The sequence below is a fragment of the Aeromonas sp. S11(2024) genome (assembly GCF_041402345.1).
Lineage (GTDB): Bacteria > Pseudomonadota > Gammaproteobacteria > Enterobacterales > Aeromonadaceae > Aeromonas > Aeromonas veronii.
In genome coordinates, this window is sequence record NZ_JBGLRC010000003.1 from 39,003 (window position 1) to 60,056 (window position 21,054).

The window sequence follows — 21,054 nt, forward strand, 5'->3', positions numbered from 1 at the left end:
CAGCGAAATAACGGAAAGTTGGCACAAACCCGCATTTTTACTGCCGGAAAGCCGATTGCATAAGAAGTGATCGGCACAACTGTGTTAGGGTGTCTAACCACCCTGCCGCAGGAGCGCGCCGTGAAAAAGCTGGAAATGAAAGATCTGACCGAGGCCGAAAAAGCCGAGATAGCCTTGTTATTGCAAAAGGCACAAGCCAATGCAGACCACCAGCTGACCAACGGAGAGCGGAACAAGATCCGCGAAGAGGGTCGCCTGAAAATTGTGGCCGACCGCGCCGAAGCGGCCAAGGCAGCCTCCAAGCTGGCTCGCGAGAAAGCCAAAGAGCGCGCCAAGAATCAGGTACTGCCGGAAACCTTCAGCTGGATTGATTCGGTCAGCAACAAGTTTCGCAGCAAGCGCTGATCCCTTCTTGCAAAACGCCCGCTGGCACTTGGTGCCAGCGGGCGTTTGCATGTCTGGGCGATGCTCGATGCGCCAGATTTGGCGCTGCCATTGATTTGCCGCTCAGAAGCTAATCGCAGCAGCAAAGAAGTGATTTACATTGTGAGTTAGAGAGAACGCCAACTGACAATCCCCATCTATCGCCAGCTTTTCATTTTTTCTCATATTTTTTGCCAGAACTGGCTACATAGTCAGGACAAAAAAGCCGAATCTGACTTGATACAGGGTGATATGAGTCTGCACGGATTTTTCTATGCCGTTGAAATGCATCATGTTTACTATAAAAAATGATATTTTTGGCTGTTACAAAACATTAATATCGAGATAAAGTTTGCTTTAAAAATGAGAGCGTGTTTTAATCTTTCTCGATGGTTCGGCAGTTCAGACCTGATTATGTTAGGCAGTCATTTTAGTAAAGCAGTGATTAGCATAAGCGTTATCCTCGGATAATTCTTATCAAATAATTCTCCTTCTTTAGTGCTCCCCATACGTATTGCTGACGAAAAATCAAAAATTGCCATTTAGGTGGCATTCAACACTATTTAAGGAAATTATTATGTCTAACAAAATGACTGGTACCGTTAAGTTCTTCAACGCTGAGAAAGGTTTTGGTTTCATCTCCCCGGCTGACGGCAGCAAAGACGTGTTCGTACACTTCTCCGCTATCCAGTCCACCAGCTTCAAAACCCTGGACGAAGGTCAGCGCGTTGAGTTCACCATCGAGCAAGGCCAGAAAGGCCCGGCTGCTGCCAACGTAGTTGGTCTGTAATTCAAGCCGGAGCATGCTGCTGATGGCTCATGCCAACTGCTGACCGCTCTGCAAGAATTAAAAAAACCCGCTTAGGCGGGTTTTTTGTTTTTCCCCGCTTTTCCTCACAGACCTACCCTTCCCAACCGCTTGATCCCTCCCTTACACGCTCTCACCGCTTGAGTCTTAGAATGAGCTCCGAATGGACTCAAAATGTAAAATAGTGACGAAAAAGTCCGGTTATCCGCTGTATTTGCCGCGAATTCTTGCTATTTTGCGCGCCACCAACGCAAACGATTTCCTTCACACTTTCAGGATTAGTTATGGCAAAGCAAGATATGGCCGCCCAAACAGGGACTGGCGGCTTTCTGGACTCTTATTTTTCCATTTCTGCGCGCGGCAGCAGCGTGCGTCAGGAGCTGGTCGCGGGGCTGACCACCTTCCTGGCGATGGTTTACAGCATCATAGTGGTGCCGAACATGCTGGGTGCCGCCGGCTTTGAGCAGGGCCCGGTGTTTGTTGCCACCTGTTTGATCGCCGCCTTCGGCTCCCTGCTGATGGGCCTGTGGGCAAAGCTGCCGATGGCTATCGGTTGCGCCATCTCCCTCACCGCCTTTACCGCCTTCAGTCTGGTGCTGGGTCAGGGACTGAGCATTCCGGTCGCGCTGGGCGCCATCTTCCTGATGGGTGTGCTGTTTACCCTGATCAGCGTCACTGGCGTGCGCCAGTGGATCCTGGATAACCTCCCCTCCGGCATTGCTCACGGCACCGGCATCGGTATCGGTCTGTTCCTGCTGCTGATCGCCACCAACGGCGTCGGCATGGTGATCAAGAACGAAGGGGCCGGTCTGCCGGTTCAGCTGGGTGAAGTGACCGCCTTCCCGGTCATCATGACGGTGCTGGGTCTGGCCGCCATCTTCGGTCTGGAGCGTCGCAAGGTGCCGGGCGGCATCCTGATGGTGATTATCGCCATCTCCATCCTCGGCCTTATCTTCGACCCGAAAGTGACCTGGCAGGGCTTCTTCGCCATGCCGAGCCTGACTGGCGAGAAGGGCTCGCTGGTAGGCAGCATGGATCTGCTGGGCGCCCTCAATCCGGTGGTCATTCCGACCGTACTGGCACTGGTGATGACCGCCGTGTTTGACGCCACCGGCACCATCCGTGCCGTGGCCGGTCAGGCTGGCCTCATCAACGAGCGTGGCCACATCATCAGCGGTGGCAAGGCCCTGACTGCCGACTCCGTCAGCAGCATGGTGGCAGGCGCCGTTGGTGGTGCTCCGGCTGCCGTCTACATCGAATCCGCAGCAGGTACCGCGGCCGGTGGCAAGACCGGCCTGACCGCCGCGCTGGTCGGCGTGCTGTTCCTGCTGATGATCTTCCTCTCCCCGCTCAGCTATCTGGTACCGGCTTACGCCACCGCACCGGCCCTGATGTACGTCGGTCTGCTGATGCTGGGCAACGTCACCAAGCTGGACTTCAGCGACTCGGTCGATGCCCTCTCCGGCATGCTGTGTGCCGTCTTTATCGTGCTGACCTGCAACATCGTGACCGGCATCATGCTGGGCTTCGTGGCGCTGGTCGTTGGCCGCATCTTCGCTGCCGAGTGGAAGAAGCTGAACGTCGGCACCGTCATCATCGCCCTGGCGCTGGTGGTCTTCTACGCCGGTGGCTGGGCCATCTAACCCGTCCGCATATTCCGGTTATAGCGAAGGGCCCTGCGGGGCCCTTTTTCATGGCTGTGAGTCAGCTAACAGTTTCCCGCCCGCTTGCCCTGCCCTGTTTCAGATTGAAACGCCGAACCCCCTTATGCTGTTTCAAATCCGAACCAAACAGGCCGTCATTTTTATCCCTCTTTCTGTCGTTAGACTGGCTCCATCAACCATTTGCCCACCCGTGCGGTGGCAAGCCAAGGAGTGAGCCATGAAGAAACTGATCAATGCCGTCGATGCCGTGGTCCGTGAACAACTGATGGGGATGGCAGCCGCCCACCCCGAGCTCAAGGTACGTATCGAGCCCCACTACATCACCCGCGCCGACTCCCCCGTGATGGGCAAGGTGGCGCTGGTCTCCGGCGGTGGCAGCGGCCACGAGCCGATGCACGGCGGTCTGGTGGGCAAAGGGATGCTGGATGGCGCCTGCCCCGGCGAGATTTTTACCTCTCCAACCCCGGATCAGATGTACGAGTGCGGTCAGGCCGTTGATGGTGGCGCGGGCGTGCTGTTTCTGGTGAAGAACTACACCGGTGACGTGCTCAACTTCGAGACCGCGGTCGAGCTGCTGCACGGCGACGGCGTAAAAGTGGGCTTCGCCCTGATCGATGACGACGTGGCGGTCAAAGACAGCCTCTACACCGCCGGTCGCCGTGGCGTCGCCACGACAGTGCTGTGCGAGAAGCTGGTCGGTGCCGCCGCCGAAGCGGGCTACGATCTGGCGCGCTGCGAGGCGCTGGCCCGTCGCATCAACAACCAGAGCCGCACCATAGGCGTGGCCATGCATGCCTGCACCGTGCCGGCCGCTGGCAAGCCCTCCTTCACTCTGGCGGACAACGAGCTGGAGTTCGGCGTCGGTATCCACGGCGAACCGGGCATCGAGCGTCGCCCCTTCACCGACCTCAATACCCTGGTGGACGACATGTTCAGCGAGCTGGCTGACAACACCCCCTATGGCCGCACCCTGCGCCACTGGGATCGCACCAGTGGCAGTTGGCAGGAGGAGCACACCTTTATCGAACCGCTCAACAAAGGCGATCGAGTCATCGCACTGGTCAACAGCCTGGGCGGTACCCCCATCTCCGAGCTCTATGGCGTCTATGGTCGCCTTGCCACCCTGTGCGAAGAGGCGGGCATCCATCTGGTGCGCAACCTGATCGGCCCCTACTGCACCTCCCTCGACATGACCGGCATCTCCATCACATTGCTCAAGGTGGATGACGAGCTGATGACCCTGTGGGATGCCCCCGTTCACACCCCCGCCCTGCGTCGCGGCTGCTAAGGAGTGCCGATAGCCATGCTAAGCAAACATCACATCGTCAACTGGCTGCTCGACTGCGAACACATCTTTACCGAGCAGCGTGACTACCTCACCGCGCTGGATACCGATATCGGCGACGGTGACCACGGCCTCAACATGCAACGCGGCTTCGCCAAGGTGGCCGAGAAGCTGCCCGCGGTAGCGGACAAGGATATCGGGCAGGTACTGAAAACCACCGGCATGACATTGCTCTCCTCGGTCGGCGGCGCCAGCGGCCCGCTCTACGGCACCTTCTTTATCCGGGCCGCGGCCAGCAGCGACGCCTGCCAGAGCCTCAGCCTCAGCCAACTGTGCAAAATGCTCAGTGACGGGGTCGAGGGGATCGTCTCGCGCGGCCGTGCCGAGCCGGGTGACAAGACCATGTGCGATGCCTGGTGGCCGGCACTGGCCGCCCTGCAACAGGCGCAGCAGCAAGATCTGCCCCTCAACGAAGCGCTGGACAAGGCGGTGGCAGCCGCCGCGGCAGGTACCGAGGCGACCATCCAGATGCAGGCCCGCAAGGGGCGCGCCAGCTACCTTGGCGAGCGCAGCATCGGCCATCAGGATGCAGGGGCCACCTCGACCCTGCTGCTGCTGACCGCCCTGCGTGACAGAGCGAGGTTGTAACATGATCGGAATCGTAGTTGTCTCTCACAGCGCCATGCTGGCGGCCGGCTTGAAAGCGCTGGCCGACCAGCTCGGCAGCCCGGCCCGCCTGCTGCTGGCAGCCGGGGTCGATGACCCCGACCACCCCATCGGCACCGATGCCATCGCGGTGATGAGTGCGATTGAAGAGGCGGATGACGGCAGCGGCGTGCTGGTGCTGATGGACTTGGGTAGCGCTCTGCTGAGCGCCGAGACCGCCCTCGAACTGCTGCCCCCGCAGCTGAGTGCACGGGTACGGCTCTGCCCCGCACCGCTGGTCGAAGGTACTCTGGCCGCCGTGGTGGCGGCCGGTTCCGGCCTGACGCTGGACGAGGTCGCCGCCGAGGCGCTCGGTGCCCTTGGCCCGAAACAAGCGATGCTGCCTGCCAGCGCGGCGCAGGCCGCCACAGAGACGGCCCCCGTTGCCGACGACGGATGGCTGCGCTGTGAGGTGGTGGTGGATAACCCCCACGGCCTGCATGTGCGCCCCGCCGCCCGGCTGGTGGCTGCCCTCAAGCCCTTTGCCGCCGAACTCAAGCTGCAAAAGGGGGATAAAGAGGCCAATCCCCGCAGCCTGACCCGGCTCGCCATGCTCAACGTGCGTCAGGGCGACATGCTCACCCTGCTGGCGCGCGGGGAGGATGCCACCGCCGCCTTGGCCTGTTTCCAGCAGCTGGCAGACGAGCGCTTCGGCGACTGACCGGCCAGCTTCAAAGCGCGGAAGCGGCCCCATCGGCCAGCAGCCGCGCCACTGTTGTGCAAGTAAAAGACGAAGGACTCCCCGGCACTGCCGCCCCTTCGCCCCGATTCTTAATTAGTAAAGAGAGAGGGATAGAATATGGACCGCATTATCATCAGCCCCAGCAAATACGTGCAAGGCAACGGGGCCCTCGCCAATATCGGCAACTACGTCAAGGCGCTCGGCGCCAAGCCGCTGATCCTGGCCGACGCCTTCGTCACCAAGCTGGTCGGCGATACAGTGGCCACCAGCTTCCACGGTGCCGGCATCCAGCCGGAGTTCGACTGCTTCAACGGCGAATGCTCCCGCCCCGAGATCGACCGCCTGCTGGCCCGCTGCCAGCAGACCCCGTTTGACGTCATCATCGGCATCGGCGGCGGCAAAACGCTGGATACCGCCAAGTCGGTCGCCTTCTACCAGAAAGTGCCGGTGGTCATAGTGCCGACCATCGCCTCCACTGATGCCCCCACCAGCGCGCTGGCGGTCATCTACACCCCGGAAGGGCAGTTCAGCGAATACCTGATGATCCCGACCAACCCCAATATGGTCATTATGGATACCGGTGTGGTCTCCCGTGCGCCGGTGCGGCTGTTGGTCTCCGGCATGGGGGATGCGCTCTCCACCTACTTCGAGGCGCGCGCCAACAAGGTTTCCGGTTGCCAGACCATGGCCGGTGGTGCCTCCACGCTGGCGGCGCAGGCCATCGCCGAGCTCTGCTACAAGACCCTGCTGGCCGACGGCTACAAGGCCAAGCTGGCGGTAGAGCAGGGGCTCTGCACCAAGGCGGTGGAGAACATCATCGAGGCCAACACCTATCTGAGCGGTATCGGCTTCGAGAGCAGCGGTCTGGCCGCCGCCCACGCCATCCATAACGGCCTGACCCAGCTCGCCGAGTGTCACCACCTCTACCACGGTGAGAAGGTGGCGTTCGGTACCCTGGTGCAACTGGTGCTGGAGAACGCGCCGATGGCGGAGATCGAAACCGTGCTGGGCTTCTGCCGCTCGGTGGGCCTGCCGACCAACCTGCATATGATGGGGGTCAAGGAGCTGGATATGGCGCGCCTGATGGAGGTGGCCAAAGCTTCCACCGCCGAGGGCGAGACCATCCACAATATGCCGTTCAAGGTCACTGCCGAGGATGTGCTGGCGGCTATCGTCACCGCCCACCAGCTGGGGCTGTAACCGCGCCACGACTGACCCTGCTATATAACACGACCCCGCAACTGCGGGGCCTTTTCGTTTTCTACGGGCCGGTTTGCAACGGCCTCAATAGCCATCAGCCGTGATAGTCGGCGGGATCAATTTCGAGCAGTTTGAGCCGCCGCCAGAGGGTGGTGCGACTGATGCCAAGATGCTGGGCCATCTGGCTCACCTGCCCCTTGCAGGCGTGAGCGCAGCGCGAAATGGCTTGCCGCTCCAACTCCGCCAGCGTGAGCAGCGGTTGCCCCACCACCTCGTCAGCCACCTGCTGATAACCGTGACGAATGGCAGCGGGCAGCGCCTCGGGCGGGATCGACCCCTGACCGGAATGAAGCAGCGCATGCTCGACCGCGCTGCGCAGCTCCCCCAGATTGCCAGGCCAGGGATAGGCGAGCAGGCAATCGAGGGCCGCCGGACTGAACTGGCGTACCGGCTCGCGCCCCTGCGCCCCTAGCTGCTGGCTGATAAGGCCCGGCAGATCCGCCGCGCGCTCCCGCAGCCCCGGCAGCCACAGCTCGCACGCCTGCAAGGCATAGAGCAGCTGGCGGCCAAACAGCCCCTCCTGTACCAGCTGCTCCAGCGGAGCGCTGCTGGTGGCGATGATCCGCACCTTGAGCGGCAGGATGCGGGCCGAATCGAAGCGCTGGATGCGGCCGGTCTTGAGCAGTTGCAGCAGCGCTGCCTGCATGGGGGCAGAGAGGGACTCCACCTGCTCCAGCACGAGCGTGCCGCCGTGGGCCAGCTCGAACTTGCCCGCCCGCTCCTGCCCCGCCTCGTCGGAGCCCATCAGCTCCAGCGCCATCCGCTCGCTCGGCAGCGCCTTGCAGTTGAGGGTAATGAGCGGCCCGGCGGCCCGCTCGCTGCCAAAGTGGATCGCCTCCGCCAGCTGGGCCTTGCCCACCTCCTCCTCGCCGCGCAGCAGGATCGGCCCCTGACTTTGGGCCGCCTGCCGGGCGTAGCGCAGCAGCTTGCGCATGGCGCTCGATTCGCCCACCAGCGCCGACAGCTCGGGTACCGTCTGGCGCAGCTGGTGAATGGCCCGCAGCCGATCGACCGGGTGCAGCAGGGCGATAAAGCTGACCCCCTCCGGCCCCGGCAGCGGCTTGAGGCTCACCAGCGCATTGATAAACTCCCCCTCCTGCGCGCCGAGCCGCTCCAGCGTCACCTCCACATGGCTGAGCGGCGTCTGCCCCCTGATGGCCAGTTGCAACCGCTGGGGCAACAGCAGGTGCTGCTCCAGCGGCTGGCCGAGACAGAGCGCGGGATCGAGCCGCAGCCGATGGGCTGCCAGCGCATTGAGGTAGCGCAGCCGGCCCTGCGGATCCCAGGCCAGCACGCCGTCATCCATGCCGTCGAGCAGGGCGTAGAGCTCGCTCAGGTGGTGCTGGGACTCTTGCATCAGGGTCTCCATCTGCAACAGATGGGCCAGCTCGCGTCCGGCGCTGACGGTGAGCGCCAGATCGCCAGCGCTCGCCTCCTCCACCTTGCAGATCAAAGCGATGATGGCGACCTGACGGCCATTGCTGTTGTAGACCGGGCTGGCGCAGCTGTGCCACGGGTGCAGGGTCTGGTTGAAGTGCTGGGGGCCGCTGACGCAGAGCGGTACCCCCTCCAGCGCCGCCAGATTGATGGCATTGGTGCCGATGCGCCCCTCGCTGAAAAAGGCGCCGGGGCCAAAGCCGAGCCCTGCCAGCTCGCGCAGGGTGTCGGGGTGGCCGGTCTGGGCCAGCAGGCAGCCGCTCTCGTCGGTAAGCAGCAGGGCGCAGGGGCGTCCCTCCATAAATTCGTAGAGATCTTCGAGGGCCATCTCGCCGGTGGTGAGCAGGTCGCGCTTGCGCTGGCGCAGGCTCTGCAAGGTCTGCCCCTTGGCGCTGTGGGGCGGATGCCAGAGGGTGGCACTGGTCTGGTGGGCGCAGCGCAGCCAGGATGCCTGCAGATAGTCAGGCCAAGCGAACAGCGGCTGAAGGTCAGATGGCATGGTCACAGCAATATCCGGCAAGATGTAAGCCGACCATTTAACCACGCCAGCGCCCCCGATTCAGTGACCTGCCTCAGAGGGTGGCCACCCCGCTTTGCTCTTGGTCGGGTTCGCCCCGAGTTTGGCGACAAGGCCGCCGATAGCTACTGCCACGATCTGCTGGCCAAGATCTACCCCGGTCGCCAAATCGTGCAGATCAATATTGATCCGGTCGCCGCCGGTGGCGGTGGCATTCACTGCATCACCCTCCACCAGCCCGCCTGACCCTCCCCTACCGACAGATAACCCGGGGCGTTGCCACGCCCCAGGTTATTTATCCACGTCAATTTTTGTTAACTACAAGCCCCTGACCTGCCGAAGCCTTTTATCTTGGCAAACTGAGCTAAATATTTTTCACCGAACTCATACTCCTGACTTGTTCAAGAAAATGAAGCTGAGCTAGTGAGCTCAGATCCAGATGCAGGTACCCCCCTGACTTTAAAAGTTTTTTGTGACAACCACCCTAGTAATTCAAATTTGTACGGAAGGCTCTATTAACAGATAGTATCGCCTTCCATATAATCACTGCTATCTTACTAACGAACATCTATTCTGCACTCGAGTAGTGAATGAAAGAAATAAAATTTGACGCTCTACGTATGCAGGCCTCATTTTGTGATGGGGTATATTCACTGAACATTTCAATAACAAGTGGTTTCGCTGACTTCGTGGTTACAATCCCCTTGAGCCGCCCTGACTTCGAGGTTATAGAAAAAGACATAGAGCGTGCGGCTTTCCTTCAAGCTGCACTGCATGAGCCTTTTCAGCTTAGAGCAACGGCGCTTGATGAGGTGGAACTCCGGCGATACTTAGATGTGATTCTCCACGGTTCAAAACTCTACGTAGAAGACTTTTTGACCCAAAAGGATCATGATGTCGCTAATGGTGCAATTTCGAATATGGTTCGCATAACATGTGGGAGAGAACAGTCGCTAATGCGCCAAGGAAAATGGTTCAGCGAATGATTCCGTATCGGTGAGATAATATAATACGCCAAATACATTAACTGCATTGCTCTTGCGGCTTCGTTTTAACGAAAATACTGTGTACTACGGGTGTTAGGCCCGTAGGTTAGATTAGCCGTCAGGGGTAATCGGACGTTCGCGTAAATTAATTCCCCCGCGATAACGGCCATCCATATTTCTCCTCTGCCAGATGCCGCTGATTCACGGAAACACCTGGACAGCGGTATCTCGATCGTCCGATTACGCTTCGCTAATCGAACCTACATGAGACGGTCATATGTGGGATATGGAGGTTGGCGAGGATCAACCAATCTGACTCGATCGCCATAAGCCACGATCACCACAAACAAAAGAGCCGCCCAGTTCACACCGGGCGGCTCTTGGTATCAGCGATGGATGGCTGAATCGTCTTGTTACCGAATCATCACTCGGCCTTGGGCGCTTCAACCGCAGCAGTCGCCGGTTGGTCATCTTCCTTGATCCAGGCATCCAGCAGGGTGTAGCCCACCGCCAACACTACCGGGCCGATAAAGAGACCGATGATCCCCATGGTCAGCAAGCCACCGATTACCCCCACCAGAATGAGGATGAGCGGCAGGTCGGCACCACGCTTGATCAGGAAGGGGCGCAGGAAGTTGTCCATGGTGCCCGCAATCAGTGACCACACCAGCAGGAAGGTGCCCCAGGTGGTGTCACCGCTCCAGTAGAGGTAGCCGATACAGGCCAGCAGCACCGGGAAGGGGCCGATCTGGGCGACGATCAACAGGAACATCACCACCACCAGCACCATGGCGTAAGGGATACCGGCAATCAGCAGGCCGACACCGGCCACCGAGGATTGCACCAGTGCGGTCACCACCACCCCCATGGCTACGGCACGGATCGCCTGTGAAGCCAGCACAGTGGCGTTGTCACCACGCTGACCCGCCAGCCGGTGGGCGAAGCGGCGAATGCCGGTCGCCACCACTTCCCCCGAGTGATAGAGCACCCCGCAGATACCGACCGTCAGCAGGAAGTGCACGAACAGCAAGCCAAGATTACCGGCCTGAGAGGCCAGCCAGCGGGCGGTCTGACCGAAATAGGGGGCCAGCTTGGCAAACAACACCTGACCACCACTCGCCAGAATTTGCTGCCAGAAGTCATAGAGCTTGTCGCCCACCAGCGGGATCTGTTGCAGCCAGAGCAGCTCCGGCGGCGGTGACTGGCTGATATGGGTACCCAGCTCGATCAGCATGGGCGCCTTCTCCGCCACATTGGCCAGCGTCATAAAGAGCGGGATGACAAACATCAACAGCAGCACCAGCGTCATAAAGAGGGCCGCCAGGGTACGCTTGCCCCACAACAGGCGCTGCACCATCAGCATCAGCGGCCAGGTGGCGATGGTGATCATGGTGGCCCACACCAGCGCAGGCAGGAAGGGCTGCAACACCAGGAAACAGGAGATAATCAGGATGCTGAGAAACAGCACCCCCAGGGTTATCTTGGCCAAATCCACTTTTTTCACATTCATAGAGTTCCCTTGTCAGAGCCGTTGCCCTTGGGTCGTGTGTCGCATTTCAAGAAAGAGAGTATCCACCAGAGGCCAGCGCTCAACCAGAGCCCCAGCCCGAAAAAGAGCACAAACTGACCAAGCAGGATCGCCAGCGAACTGCTGGTCAGCAGCGGCAGCGCCCAGAGCCCCGCTCCTATCACCGCGCCCCCCCCCATTGTGACCGCGCCGGTCACAATGGGGGGATAACCGCCGCGGGTCAGGGTAAGCAAACCGCCAACCCAGAGCCCGAGAGCCGCCAGCCCGATCCCGGCCAGATGGGCCGATTGGGTCAGGCCCCCGAGCGCCAGCGCAGATGCAATCAGCAGCAGCCAAGCCGCCGACTGCCTGTCGGCACGCCAGCAGGGACGAACCGCCAGCAGCAAGGCGCCGATCAGCAGCCCCGCCGCCACATCGGAGATAAAGTGCACCCCGAGCCAGACCCGCGCCAGACCTGTGGTGAGCGCCAGCAGCAAGGCCAGCGAATAGGCCAGCCCCCGCCGGGCAGGCCAGAGCCAGCCAAGCAGCGCCCCCCAGAACAGCAGGGCCGAGGCGGTATGGCCGCTCGGCATGCCAAAGCCTTGCGCGCTCTGGGTTGCCAGCAGAGGTTGCAGATGGAAGGGACGCGGCCAGCCGATCCCCTCCTTGCTTGCCTGCACCAGCAAGCCGAGCCAGAGCATGGCGAACAGCAACTGGCGCAGCCGCGGCCATCCCAGCAGCGGGAGCAGCAAAGGTATCAGGGCAAGCTGAAAGCCGCCTGAACCAAACAGATTGCTGACCGACAGCCACCAGACATCGGGCCCCAGCCACTGTTGCAGCCGCAGCATCAGCGGGATCTCGACCTGATGCAGCGCATTGCCCTGCGCCACGAAATCGGCCTGCCAGTGCACCTCGCTCTCGGGCACCTTATCCAGTCGGGATTGCAGCCAGTCGAGCTGATCCGGAAAGCGACGCTGCTCGCGGGGAAGCTGGTCGATGGCGATCAGCCGGGCGTTAAGGATCTCTCCCCCCAGATTGGGGGCCTTCAGCAGCGAGACAAAATCGGAATCTTGCTGGGCGACGATAGGCTCCAGCGTGCGACAGGCAAAGATAACCGCCCGCTGCCAGCGGCCCAACTCCTGCACCACCTCCCCCTGCAAGCCGGTCTCCTCAAAGAGTTCGCGCAGCGCCGCCTGCCCGGGGCGCTCGCCGCCATCTATATAGCCACCGCTCAGGCTGTAGCGGGAGGAGATGCGATCCTGCACCAGCAGCAGTTGATCCTGATGGCGAATGGCACAGGCCGCTGCCGTGGGAGCCGCCGGTTCGGCGCTCAGGGCTGGCAGAGCGGCAAACAGCGCCAGCAAGAGTAAAAAGAGGGTTCTCGACATCAATTTGCTTTCCCTATGCACAATGGCGACAAGCCTCCCAGAAATCAGATAGTTGGGCAACGGTAGCGGCCGGATCGCTGCCGTTCCCGCCGCGCAGGCGGTACACGGAAGATTGCGATGAAGCAGGGCACTCCCTACTATTGGCGGCTATCTTCAATTTCATGCAGCAAACGCTGGAGCCCTCCATGAGACAGTTCGGCTTTTTCCTCGGCATCGCCATCGGTGTCATTTTGATCCTGTTCGGCAGCATCGTCATCTTCCAGGCGCTTCCTGCCGCACTGGATGTGCTGGAGATGCCAAGCCGCATCCCGTTCGTGCGCGAGGTCTACACCTGGCTGATGACCAGCGCCAACGGCCTGACCGCCCAGCTGGAGCAGAACTTCCTGGAAGCCTTCCAGACCGTGCTCAAGCTGATCCTGCTCATCACCTTCATGTGGGTCTGCGTCAAACTGGTCAACATGGGGGTGCTGATTATCCGCGCCGGGGTTGATCTCATCCGCACCGCCATCGCCCACAGCGAAGGCCCCCACGACCAGAAGAAGCCGGATCAGCACGATCACTTCTGACTCTGACATGGTCGATGGATGTGAACGCTGCCGCCCCCAACCGGGGCGGCAGTGTTATATGCGCGGTATGGAGGCCCTTCCCAGCCCCCATGGATACCCGATAAAGCAGCGCTTTCCCTTGTGAATCAGCAAACTGCCCATATGTTGCATCACCTTGACATGGTTTGCGCCCCGCGCGGCGGCTGCCCGGTTTCTATCCCGACCCCGTGCTCTGGTATAATCGACCATCTCTTTTCCCCGTTATGGAGCCTGTTCATGCCCAATCATGCAGAAAGTGCCCTCGAGGTTCGTCTCGACAAGTGGTTGTGGGCGGCCCGTTTCTACAAGACCCGCTCCATTGCGCGGGATCAGATAGACGGGGGCAAGGTGCACTACAATGGTCAGCGCAGCAAACCGGGCAAACAGGTGGAAGTGGGTGCACTGATCCGCTTCTGGCAGGGGCAGGACGAACGCGAAGTGCGGGTGCTGGCCTTGAGCGAGCAGCGCAAATCGGCTCCGCTGGCCCAGCAGCTCTATGAAGAGACCGCCGAGAGCCTGAAAAAACGGGCCGAGAACAGCGAGGCGCGCCGTTTCAACAGCCAGTTTGCCCCCAGCCCCGAGCGCCGCCCCGACAAGCAGGAGCGACGCCAGTTGCTCAAGGTCAAACAGTACTGACCGACCCCGATTTGATACCGGGCTGGCTTCAAACCCAGCCCGCCCGATTTACCTCACCGAAAAGCCAGGAATACATGATGAGCAACCAAGATCTGCTGTATCGCTATCTGTTTGAAGAGTACGAAGTGCGTGGCGAGCTGGTCCAGCTGGATCACACCTACCGCCATGTGGTGGAAGCCCAGAACTACCCGGTGCAGGTGCAAAAACTGCTGGGCGAGCTGCTGGTCGCCACCAGCCTGCTGACCGCCACCCTCAAGTTTGAAGGCTCCATCACAGTGCAACTGCAGGGCGATGGCCCGGTGCGTCTGGCCGTGATCAACGGCGACAACAACCAGCAGCTGCGCGGCGTGGCCCGCTATGAAGGCGAGCTGCCGAGCGATGGCAAGCTGCAGAGCCTGATTGGCAACGGCCAGCTGATCATCACCATCACCCCGGAGCAGGGCGAGCGCTATCAGGGCATCATAGCGCTGGACGCCGATACTCTGGCGGGCTGCCTGGAGCACTACTTCGCCCGCTCCGAACAGCTGGCCACCAAGCTGTGGATCCGCACCGGTTACCACGAAGGTGCGCCGCGCGCTGCCGGCATCATGCTGCAGGAGCTGCCCGCCCAGAGCGAGGATCACAGCAACGATTTCGATCACCTGACACAGCTCACCAGCACCATCAAGGATGAAGAGCTGTTCGGCCTGCAGGCAGAAGAGATCCTCTACCGTCTCTACCATCAGGACAAGGTGCGGGTGTTCGATCCGCAGGCGGTCGAGTTCCGTTGCACCTGCTCCCGCGAGCGCTGCGAAGGAGCCCTGTTGCAGATAGAAAAGGAAGAGGTGATGGAGATGGTGCAGGAGCTCGGCAAGATCGACATGCACTGTGATTATTGCGGCGCCCAGTACCAATTTAATGGGATCGATGTCGAAACCCTGTTCAGCAGGGCTCCCGGCAATGATGCAAACCAGTTACACTAATTAAAGGCGGGCAAAACCCGCCTTTAACTTTAATAACAAAAAAATACCCTATTTTATAAAGTTTGATGGCGATCGCTAAACTCTACCACCTAAGTGATAGGATGACCGTCAGATAGAACCCTACCAACCTCTGAACCCAGGAGAATACAATGACAATCGTGGCAGAACCCACCCTGGCCCAACAATTAGGACTGGACCAGTACGGCATCAAAAACAGCCAAGAAATCGTTCGCAACCCCTCTTACGAGCAGCTTTTCGCGGAAGAGACACGCCCCGACCTGGAAGGGTTCGAGCGCGGTGTGGTGACCGAGCTGGGCGCCGTCAACGTAAACACCGGTGTCTTCACCGGTCGCTCCCCGAAAGATAAATATATCGTCAAAGATGCCACTACCCAGGATACTGTGTGGTGGTCTGACCAGGGTAAAAACGATAACAAAGCGATTACCCCGGAAGTGTGGTCACATCTGAAAGGGCTGGTCACCAAACAACTCTCCGGCAAGCGCCTGTTTGTAGTCGACGGTTTCTGCGGTGCCAACCCGGATACCCGCCTGGCCGTGCGCATCATCACCGAGGTGGCTTGGCAGGCACACTTCGTGAAAAACATGTTCATCCGCCCGAGCGATGAAGAGCTGAAAACCTTCAAGCCTGACTTCGTGGTGATGAACGGTGCCAAGTGCACCAACCCGAACTGGAAAGAGCAGGGTCTCAACTCCGAGAACTTTGTTGCCTTTAACATGACCGAGAAGATGCAGCTCATCGGTGGCACCTGGTACGGTGGCGAGATGAAGAAGGGCATGTTCTCCATGATGAACTACTTCCTGCCCCTGCGCGGCATTGCCTCCATGCACTGCTCAGCCAACGTGGGTCAGGACGGCGACGTCGCCATCTTCTTCGGCCTCTCCGGCACCGGCAAGACCACCCTATCCACCGATCCCAAGCGTCAGCTGATCGGCGATGACGAGCACGGCTGGGATGACCACGGCGTGTTCAACTTCGAAGGGGGCTGCTACGCCAAGACCATCAAGCTCTCCGAAGAGGCTGAGCCGGACATCTACCACGCCATCCGTCGCGATGCGCTGCTGGAGAACGTGACCGTTGCTGCCGATGGCACCATCGACTTCGATGATGGATCCAAGACCGAGAACACCCGCGTCTCCTACCCCATCTATCACATCGACAACATCGTCAAGCCGGTCTCCAAGGCAGGTCACGCCACCAAGGTGATCTTCCTGACTGCCGACGCCTTCGGCGTGCTGCCTCCGGTCTCCAAACTGACCAAGGAGCAGACCAAGTACCACTTCCTGTCTGGCTTCACCGCCAAACTGGCCGGTACCGAGCGCGGCATCACCGAGCCGACTCCGACCTTCTCCTCCTGCTTCGGCGCAGCCTTCCTCTCCCTGCACCCGACCAAGTACGGTCAGGAGCTGGTAAAACGGATGGAAGCGGCAGGTGCAGAGGCCTATCTGGTCAACACCGGCTGGAACGGCACCGGCAAGCGCATCTCCATCAAGGATACCCGCGCTATCATCGACGCCATCCTGGATGGCTCCATCGAGAAGGCCGAGACCAAGGTGCTGCCAATCTTCAATCTGGAGATCCCGACCGCGCTGCACGATGTGAACCCGGCGATCCTCGACCCGCGCGACACTTACGCCGACAAGGCCGAGTGGGATGCCAAGGCCGTCGATCTGGCAGGGCGCTTCATCAAGAACTTCGAGCGCTTCACCGATAACGACGAAGGCAAACGTCTGGTTGCGGCAGGCCCGCAGCTGTAACAGGCTCGCTTCGTATCAGTGACATCATGCCGGTCAGCCACGCTGACCGGCATTTTTGTTTTTGTGGAGCCCCGAACGCTGCCATCGCCCCCGTTAAAAGGGCCAAAACCTTGCCTTTGCCTGTTGTGACAGGTTAGATTCAGCCAAACTTTATACAATATACAATTCTGTAACGCCCAATCGTGACCCGACCATGACCCCACCCTACAAGACCCGAACCCAGATGGTGATGGAAAACCTCCGTGGCCGGATCCTCCGTGGGGAGTTCCCCGCTGGCGCCCCCTTGCGTCAGGATGCCATTGCCAAAGAGCTGGCCGTGAGCCGCATTCCGGTGCGCGAAGCCCTGATGCAGCTGGAAGCGCAGGGGCTGGTGAAGTTCGAAGCCCATCGCGGCGCCGTGGTCACCATGCTGGACGCCTCGGCCATTGAAGAGCTCTTTTATTTGCGAGCGCTGCTGGAAGCCGATACCCTGTTTCACGCCGTCGACAAGATGACGGAAGCCACCTTCGCACAAGCGGAGGCGATCCTCGCCCAGTTTGATCACGCCCTGGAGTCAGGCACCCAGATCGAACATTGGGCCGAGTTGAACCACAGCTTTCACGCCACCCTCTATCAGGCAGCCGGTCGCCCCCAGGCACTTGAACTGATCGCCCAGATCAATCTGAGCTGTGACCGCTATGTCCGCTTCGAGCTGCTGTTTGCCAGCGACGGCGTGGACAAGGCGGAGCGTGAACACGCCCAATTGCTGGAACTGTGCCGCGCCCGGCGCAAGCACGAGGCGGTGGTGCTGCTCAGGCAGCATATCGAAGCGGCAGGTCAGTCGATCAAGCGGATCCTGGCCAGCGGCCATAAAAACTGAACACTCATATAGCAACCATCTGGCACTAACGACATGAATAATTTCGAGATAATTGAAACCCGCGTCGCCCAAGTCAGGGCCGAGCTGGCCATGCAGGAGTTGGACGCATTTATCGTCCCCCACGATGATGAGCACCTCGGCGAGTACATCCCCGCCTATGCCGAGCGGCTTGACTGGATCACCGGTTTCAACGGCTCTGCCGGCGTCGCCATCATCATGGCCCAACGGGCAGCCCTCTTTGTCGATGGTCGCTATACGGTGCAGGCGCGGATGCAAACTCCCGCCGAACTGTTCGAATTCCTCCACCTCATTGAAAATCCCCATGTGCAGTGGCTGGCCGAACAGCTGCCGTCAGGCTCCCGGGTCGGCTTCGATGCCCGCCTGCACAGCCTGACCTGGTACAAGAATGCCAAGGCCGTGCTGGCTGATCGCGGTATAGAGCTGATCCGCGTCGAGCAGAACCCCATCGACCTGAACTGGAGCGATCGCCCGGAGCCGACCAAGAGCCCGGTCATCCTCTACAGCGAGGATCTGGCAGGCCAGTCCAGCCAGTCCAAACGTGAACAGCTGGCGGCCGACCTGCGCAAGCGCGGGCTGGATGCGGTGCTGTTGACCCAGGCCGAGCCCATCAACTGGCTGCTCAACCTGCGCGGCCGCGATATCGACCGGCTGCCGGTGGTGCTGGGCTTTGCGGTGCTCTACGCCAACACCAGCATGGATTTCTTCGTCGATACCGACAAAATTGACTGCTTCGCCTTCACCCAACACGTTGGCCAAGATGTCTCCGTCTACCCCATCGACAAGCTGGGCGACGTGCTGCAGCGCATCGGTGAAGATCAGCAGAAGGTGCTGGCCGATCCGGACAGCGCCAACGCCTGGACCCAGCTCGTCATGGAAGAGGCGGGCGCCATTCTGGTGGCAGGGCAAGACCCGACCATGCTGCCGAAAGCGTGCAAGAACGAGATCGAGCTGACCGGCATGCGTGCCGCTCACCTGCGTGATGGCGTGGCCATGACCCGCTTCCTCGCCTGGCTGGATCGGCTGGTCGCCTCCGGCGAGTTCGAGGGGGTGGATGAAGGCACCCTGGCCGATCAGGTGGAAGCGTTCCGCCGCGAGCAGGAGCACTACGTCGAGCCGAGCTTCGATACCATCTCCGCGCTAGGCCCCAACGCCGCCATGTGCCACTACCACCACACCAACGGCACCCCGCGCGCGTTTGGCCAGGACAGCCTCTATCTGCTGGACTCCGGCGCCCAGTATATGGATGGCACCACCGACATCACCCGCACCATCAAGGTGGGTGAGGTGAGCGACGAGCAGAAGGCGATGTTTACCCGGGTACTGCAGGGCCATATCGCGCTGGATCAGGCCCGCTTCCCCCGTGGCACCGCCGGTATCCAGCTCGACGTGCTGGCCCGCATGCCGCTGTGGCAGGCCGGTTACAACTATGACCATGGCACCGGTCACGGCGTCGGCCACTTCCTGAGTGTCCACGAAGGGCCCCAGCGCATCGCGCCGAAAGGGAGCATGGTCGCCCTGCAACCGGGCATGGTGCTCTCCAACGAGCCGGGCTACTACCGCGAAGATGGCTTCGGCATCCGTTGCGAAAACCTGGTAGTGGTGACCGAGCTGGAACAGGTTGGCGAGCTGCCGATGCTGGGCTTCGAGCGTCTGACCTACGTGCCGTTCGATACCCGCCTGATCGACCGCAGCCTGCTGAGCCCGGCCGAATTCCGCTGGATCAACGAATACCATGTCGAGGTGTTCCGCCGCCTGAGCCCACTGCTCGAGGGCGAGGATCTCGCCTGGCTGGAGCAGGCAACCAGCCTCATCTGATGACACAGGGCCTGCGGGCCCTGTTTTTTATCCCCCCTTTTGACCTGTATCAACACCCAAAGCGAGCAGGTCAGGAGAATGGCGGCCATGAAAAGTCATCATGCCAGCCCAGCCCGGGGCTCACACGCCGCAGCCAGCAAAAAGGCGAGTGACCATCCCAGACTCATGCGCGAGCAGCAGACGGTCAGCGCCATGATCCGCCTCTACTGCCAGCACCATCATCAGGATCCCCATTGCCGCCACTGTCGCCAGTTGCGGGATTTCGCCCATCAGCGCCTTCGTCGCTGCCGTTATGGCCACGGCCACAAACCCACCTGTGCCAACTGCAATATCCACTGCTACGCCCCGGCGATGCGCAAACAGATCCAGCAGGTGATGAAGTGGAGCGGCCCGCGCATGTTGCTGCGCCACCCCTGGCTCACCCTCCGCCATCTGCTCGACGGCTTGCGCAAAGCTCCCAAACTGCCCCAGAGCCGCCCCCTGCCGCCATAACCGCCAATCCCTTGCATCCGGCAGGGGATGACCACTACCCTATGACTCTTTTTTGCCGTTGACCCCAAGGTCAGCGGCGTTGCCGATCCGTTTGCTGCCAATGGAGTCCTGATGCACCACAACCCGCCCCTGCTACGCCCCGCCACCCACAATGACATGCACGCCATCTGGCAGATCGATGCCAAGGTGTTTGGCGAAGATGTCTATCCCGCCTTCTTCTTCCGTCAGGCGATGGATTTGTGGCCCGAGTTGTTGCTGGTGGCCGAATACGAGGGGCAGCTGGTGGGTTATGTGCTGGGGGGATTCGGTCAGGAGCGGTCGCAAGGCTGGGTGCTCTCGCTGGCGGTGCTGCCCGAGGCTCGCGGTTTTGGTCTGGCCGAGCGAATGATGCGCCAGATGGAGGCCAACCAGCAGGCGCTGCAGATCAGCGAACTGCGGCTCACGGTCGATCCGGCCAATCCGGCCCAGCGCCTCTACTACCGGCTCGGTTACACATTGCAGGCGGAAATAGCCGACTATTTCGGCCCCGGAGAAGACCGTCTGCTGCTGGTTAAAACCCTCTCCGGTACAGCTGCGATTCAAGGACAAAACCGGTTACAGAACGCATAATTGGTTACATTTTGCCGATTTCATGTGTGACGGGGTTGGAGTAAAGTTCACTCATCAACCGGATTGTTCAAATTACGTGCAGCCCAGGAGGCCCACCATGTTGAAGCGTATGACCCTTATTGCCCTGCTGGCAGCAACCACCATCACCGGATGCGCCAACAGTGACGTTTACTCTGGCGATGTTTACACCAAGGACCGCGCCAAACAGGTGCAAACCGTCAGCTACGGCACCATCATCTCCACCCGCCCGGTGAAGATCCAGGCCGATGAGAACTCCCTGATTGGCACCATTGGCGGCGCCGTAGTCGGCGGCCTGCTGGGCAGCACAGTCGGTGGCGGCACCGGACGCGACATCGCAGCCGCAGGCGGCGCCATCGCCGGTGCAGCGGCAGGTAACGCCATCGGCAACAAGATGAATCAGGTCGACGGCGTCGAGCTGGAGATCAAGAAAGAGAGCGGCGAAGCCATCGTGGTCGTGCAGAAAGCCAGCCCCACCTTCACCCCGGGCGCCCGTGTGCGCATGACCCAGGGCAATGGCAGCATCAACGTGGCCGTCGTGAATTAAGCGTGTGAATTCAGGTTTCGTCACGCTCGAGCCATAAAAAAACCGCCGATCCCGGCGGTTTTTTGTTGTCTGGC

20 protein-coding genes and 1 pseudogene are annotated in these 21,054 nt (G+C 60.5%); 18 read left to right on the forward strand and 3 right to left on the reverse strand.

Annotation, left to right across the window (positions count from 1 at the left end; all coding sequences use genetic code 11):
• Window positions 1-120: 120 nt before the first annotated feature.
• The 7 genes from yjbD (at window position 121) to ACB040_RS03495 (ending at window position 6,767) form a co-directional block, all read left to right on the forward strand.
• A complete protein-coding gene (gene yjbD / locus ACB040_RS03465; protein WP_005340165.1) occupies window positions 121-405 on the forward strand; it encodes a DUF3811 domain-containing protein in 285 nt (94 codons plus the stop codon).
• A 595-nt stretch (window positions 406-1,000) separates the two neighbouring features.
• Window positions 1,001-1,213 carry an RNA chaperone/antiterminator CspA gene (cspA, locus tag ACB040_RS03470; protein ID WP_005316548.1) on the forward strand — a complete coding sequence of 71 codons (213 nt, stop codon included), beginning with the start codon at window positions 1,001-1,003 and terminating at the stop codon, window positions 1,211-1,213.
• A gap of 302 nt (window positions 1,214-1,515) precedes the next feature.
• On the forward strand, window positions 1,516-2,874 hold the full coding sequence (locus ACB040_RS03475) for an NCS2 family permease (protein ID WP_005355011.1): 1,359 nt from the start codon (window positions 1,516-1,518) through the stop codon (window positions 2,872-2,874).
• Window positions 2,875-3,112: 238 nt separating this feature from the next.
• Complete coding sequence (dhaK, locus tag ACB040_RS03480) at window positions 3,113-4,183, forward strand: dihydroxyacetone kinase subunit DhaK (RefSeq protein WP_005340163.1); 1,071 nt, start codon at window positions 3,113-3,115, stop codon at window positions 4,181-4,183.
• Window positions 4,184-4,198: 15 nt separating this feature from the next.
• Entirely contained in the window at window positions 4,199-4,828 is a 630-nt protein-coding gene (gene dhaL / locus ACB040_RS03485; RefSeq protein WP_047437877.1) for a dihydroxyacetone kinase subunit DhaL, read from the forward strand.
• A 1-nt stretch (window position 4,829) separates the two neighbouring features.
• Window positions 4,830-5,546 (forward strand): dihydroxyacetone kinase phosphoryl donor subunit DhaM, encoded by a 717-nt coding sequence (dhaM, locus tag ACB040_RS03490; RefSeq protein ID WP_338773594.1) that lies wholly within the window; start codon window positions 4,830-4,832, stop codon window positions 5,544-5,546.
• Between the two features lie 138 nt (window positions 5,547-5,684).
• Window positions 5,685-6,767, forward strand: coding sequence for a glycerol dehydrogenase (locus ACB040_RS03495; RefSeq protein ID WP_338773592.1), 1,083 nt, complete (start codon window positions 5,685-5,687; stop codon window positions 6,765-6,767).
• 94 nt (window positions 6,768-6,861) lie between these two features.
• Here ACB040_RS03495 and dhaR read toward each other — a convergent pair whose 3' ends face one another.
• Window positions 6,862-8,763 carry a dihydroxyacetone kinase operon transcriptional regulator DhaR gene (dhaR, locus tag ACB040_RS03500; protein ID WP_371153247.1) on the reverse strand — a complete coding sequence of 634 codons (1,902 nt, stop codon included), beginning with the start codon at window positions 8,761-8,763 and terminating at the stop codon, window positions 6,862-6,864.
• A gap of 108 nt (window positions 8,764-8,871) precedes the next feature.
• On the opposite strand from dhaR, the pseudogene ACB040_RS03505 reads away from it, so the two are divergent.
• Window positions 8,872-9,027: pseudogene (locus ACB040_RS03505) on the forward strand (agmatine deiminase family protein); the annotation flags it as partial.
• Between the two features lie 344 nt (window positions 9,028-9,371).
• Window positions 9,372-9,767, forward strand: a complete 396-nt coding sequence (locus ACB040_RS03510) for a hypothetical protein (RefSeq protein WP_236296844.1) — start codon at window positions 9,372-9,374, stop codon at window positions 9,765-9,767.
• A 424-nt stretch (window positions 9,768-10,191) separates the two neighbouring features.
• Here the strand turns inward: ACB040_RS03510 and ydiK are convergent, their stop codons facing one another.
• Together ydiK and ACB040_RS03520 are read right to left on the reverse strand one after the other, a co-directional pair.
• Window positions 10,192-11,277, reverse strand: a complete 1,086-nt coding sequence (gene ydiK, locus ACB040_RS03515) for an AI-2E family transporter YdiK (protein ID WP_058059023.1) — start codon at window positions 11,275-11,277, stop codon at window positions 10,192-10,194.
• Window positions 11,274-12,662 carry a phosphatase PAP2 family protein gene (locus ACB040_RS03520; protein WP_371153250.1) on the reverse strand — a complete coding sequence of 463 codons (1,389 nt, stop codon included), beginning with the start codon at window positions 12,660-12,662 and terminating at the stop codon, window positions 11,274-11,276. Before ACB040_RS03520 ends, ydiK begins: the two co-directional genes overlap by 4 nt.
• Before the next feature lie 185 nt (window positions 12,663-12,847).
• Here ACB040_RS03520 and ACB040_RS03525 point away from each other — a divergent pair, with 185 nt between their 5' ends.
• The 9 genes from ACB040_RS03525 (at window position 12,848) to ACB040_RS03565 (ending at window position 20,980) form a co-directional block, all read left to right on the forward strand.
• Window positions 12,848-13,228 (forward strand): hypothetical protein, encoded by a 381-nt coding sequence (locus ACB040_RS03525; RefSeq protein ID WP_005340143.1) that lies wholly within the window; start codon window positions 12,848-12,850, stop codon window positions 13,226-13,228.
• Between the two features lie 255 nt (window positions 13,229-13,483).
• A complete protein-coding gene (gene hslR, locus ACB040_RS03530; protein WP_005340141.1) occupies window positions 13,484-13,882 on the forward strand; it encodes a ribosome-associated heat shock protein Hsp15 in 399 nt (132 codons plus the stop codon).
• Between the two features lie 77 nt (window positions 13,883-13,959).
• Complete coding sequence (gene hslO, locus ACB040_RS03535) at window positions 13,960-14,844, forward strand: Hsp33 family molecular chaperone HslO (RefSeq protein ID WP_005340140.1); 885 nt, start codon at window positions 13,960-13,962, stop codon at window positions 14,842-14,844.
• 149 nt (window positions 14,845-14,993) lie between these two features.
• Entirely contained in the window at window positions 14,994-16,619 is a 1,626-nt protein-coding gene (gene pckA / locus ACB040_RS03540) for a phosphoenolpyruvate carboxykinase (ATP) (protein ID WP_371153253.1), read from the forward strand.
• Between the two features lie 193 nt (window positions 16,620-16,812).
• Window positions 16,813-17,478, forward strand: a complete 666-nt coding sequence (locus tag ACB040_RS03545) for a GntR family transcriptional regulator (RefSeq protein ID WP_005340138.1) — start codon at window positions 16,813-16,815, stop codon at window positions 17,476-17,478.
• A gap of 33 nt (window positions 17,479-17,511) precedes the next feature.
• Window positions 17,512-19,314, forward strand: coding sequence for an aminopeptidase P family protein (locus ACB040_RS03550; RefSeq protein WP_371153255.1), 1,803 nt, complete (start codon window positions 17,512-17,514; stop codon window positions 19,312-19,314).
• 87 nt (window positions 19,315-19,401) lie between these two features.
• Window positions 19,402-19,806: a nitrous oxide-stimulated promoter family protein gene (locus ACB040_RS03555; protein ID WP_005356534.1), complete on the forward strand. Its 405-nt coding sequence runs from the start codon at window positions 19,402-19,404 to the stop codon at window positions 19,804-19,806.
• Window positions 19,807-19,917: 111 nt separating this feature from the next.
• Complete coding sequence (locus tag ACB040_RS03560; protein WP_043822605.1) at window positions 19,918-20,415, forward strand: GNAT family N-acetyltransferase; 498 nt, start codon at window positions 19,918-19,920, stop codon at window positions 20,413-20,415.
• A gap of 97 nt (window positions 20,416-20,512) precedes the next feature.
• Window positions 20,513-20,980: a glycine zipper 2TM domain-containing protein gene (locus ACB040_RS03565; protein WP_201998536.1), complete on the forward strand. Its 468-nt coding sequence runs from the start codon at window positions 20,513-20,515 to the stop codon at window positions 20,978-20,980.
• Window positions 20,981-21,054: the final 74 nt, after the last annotated feature.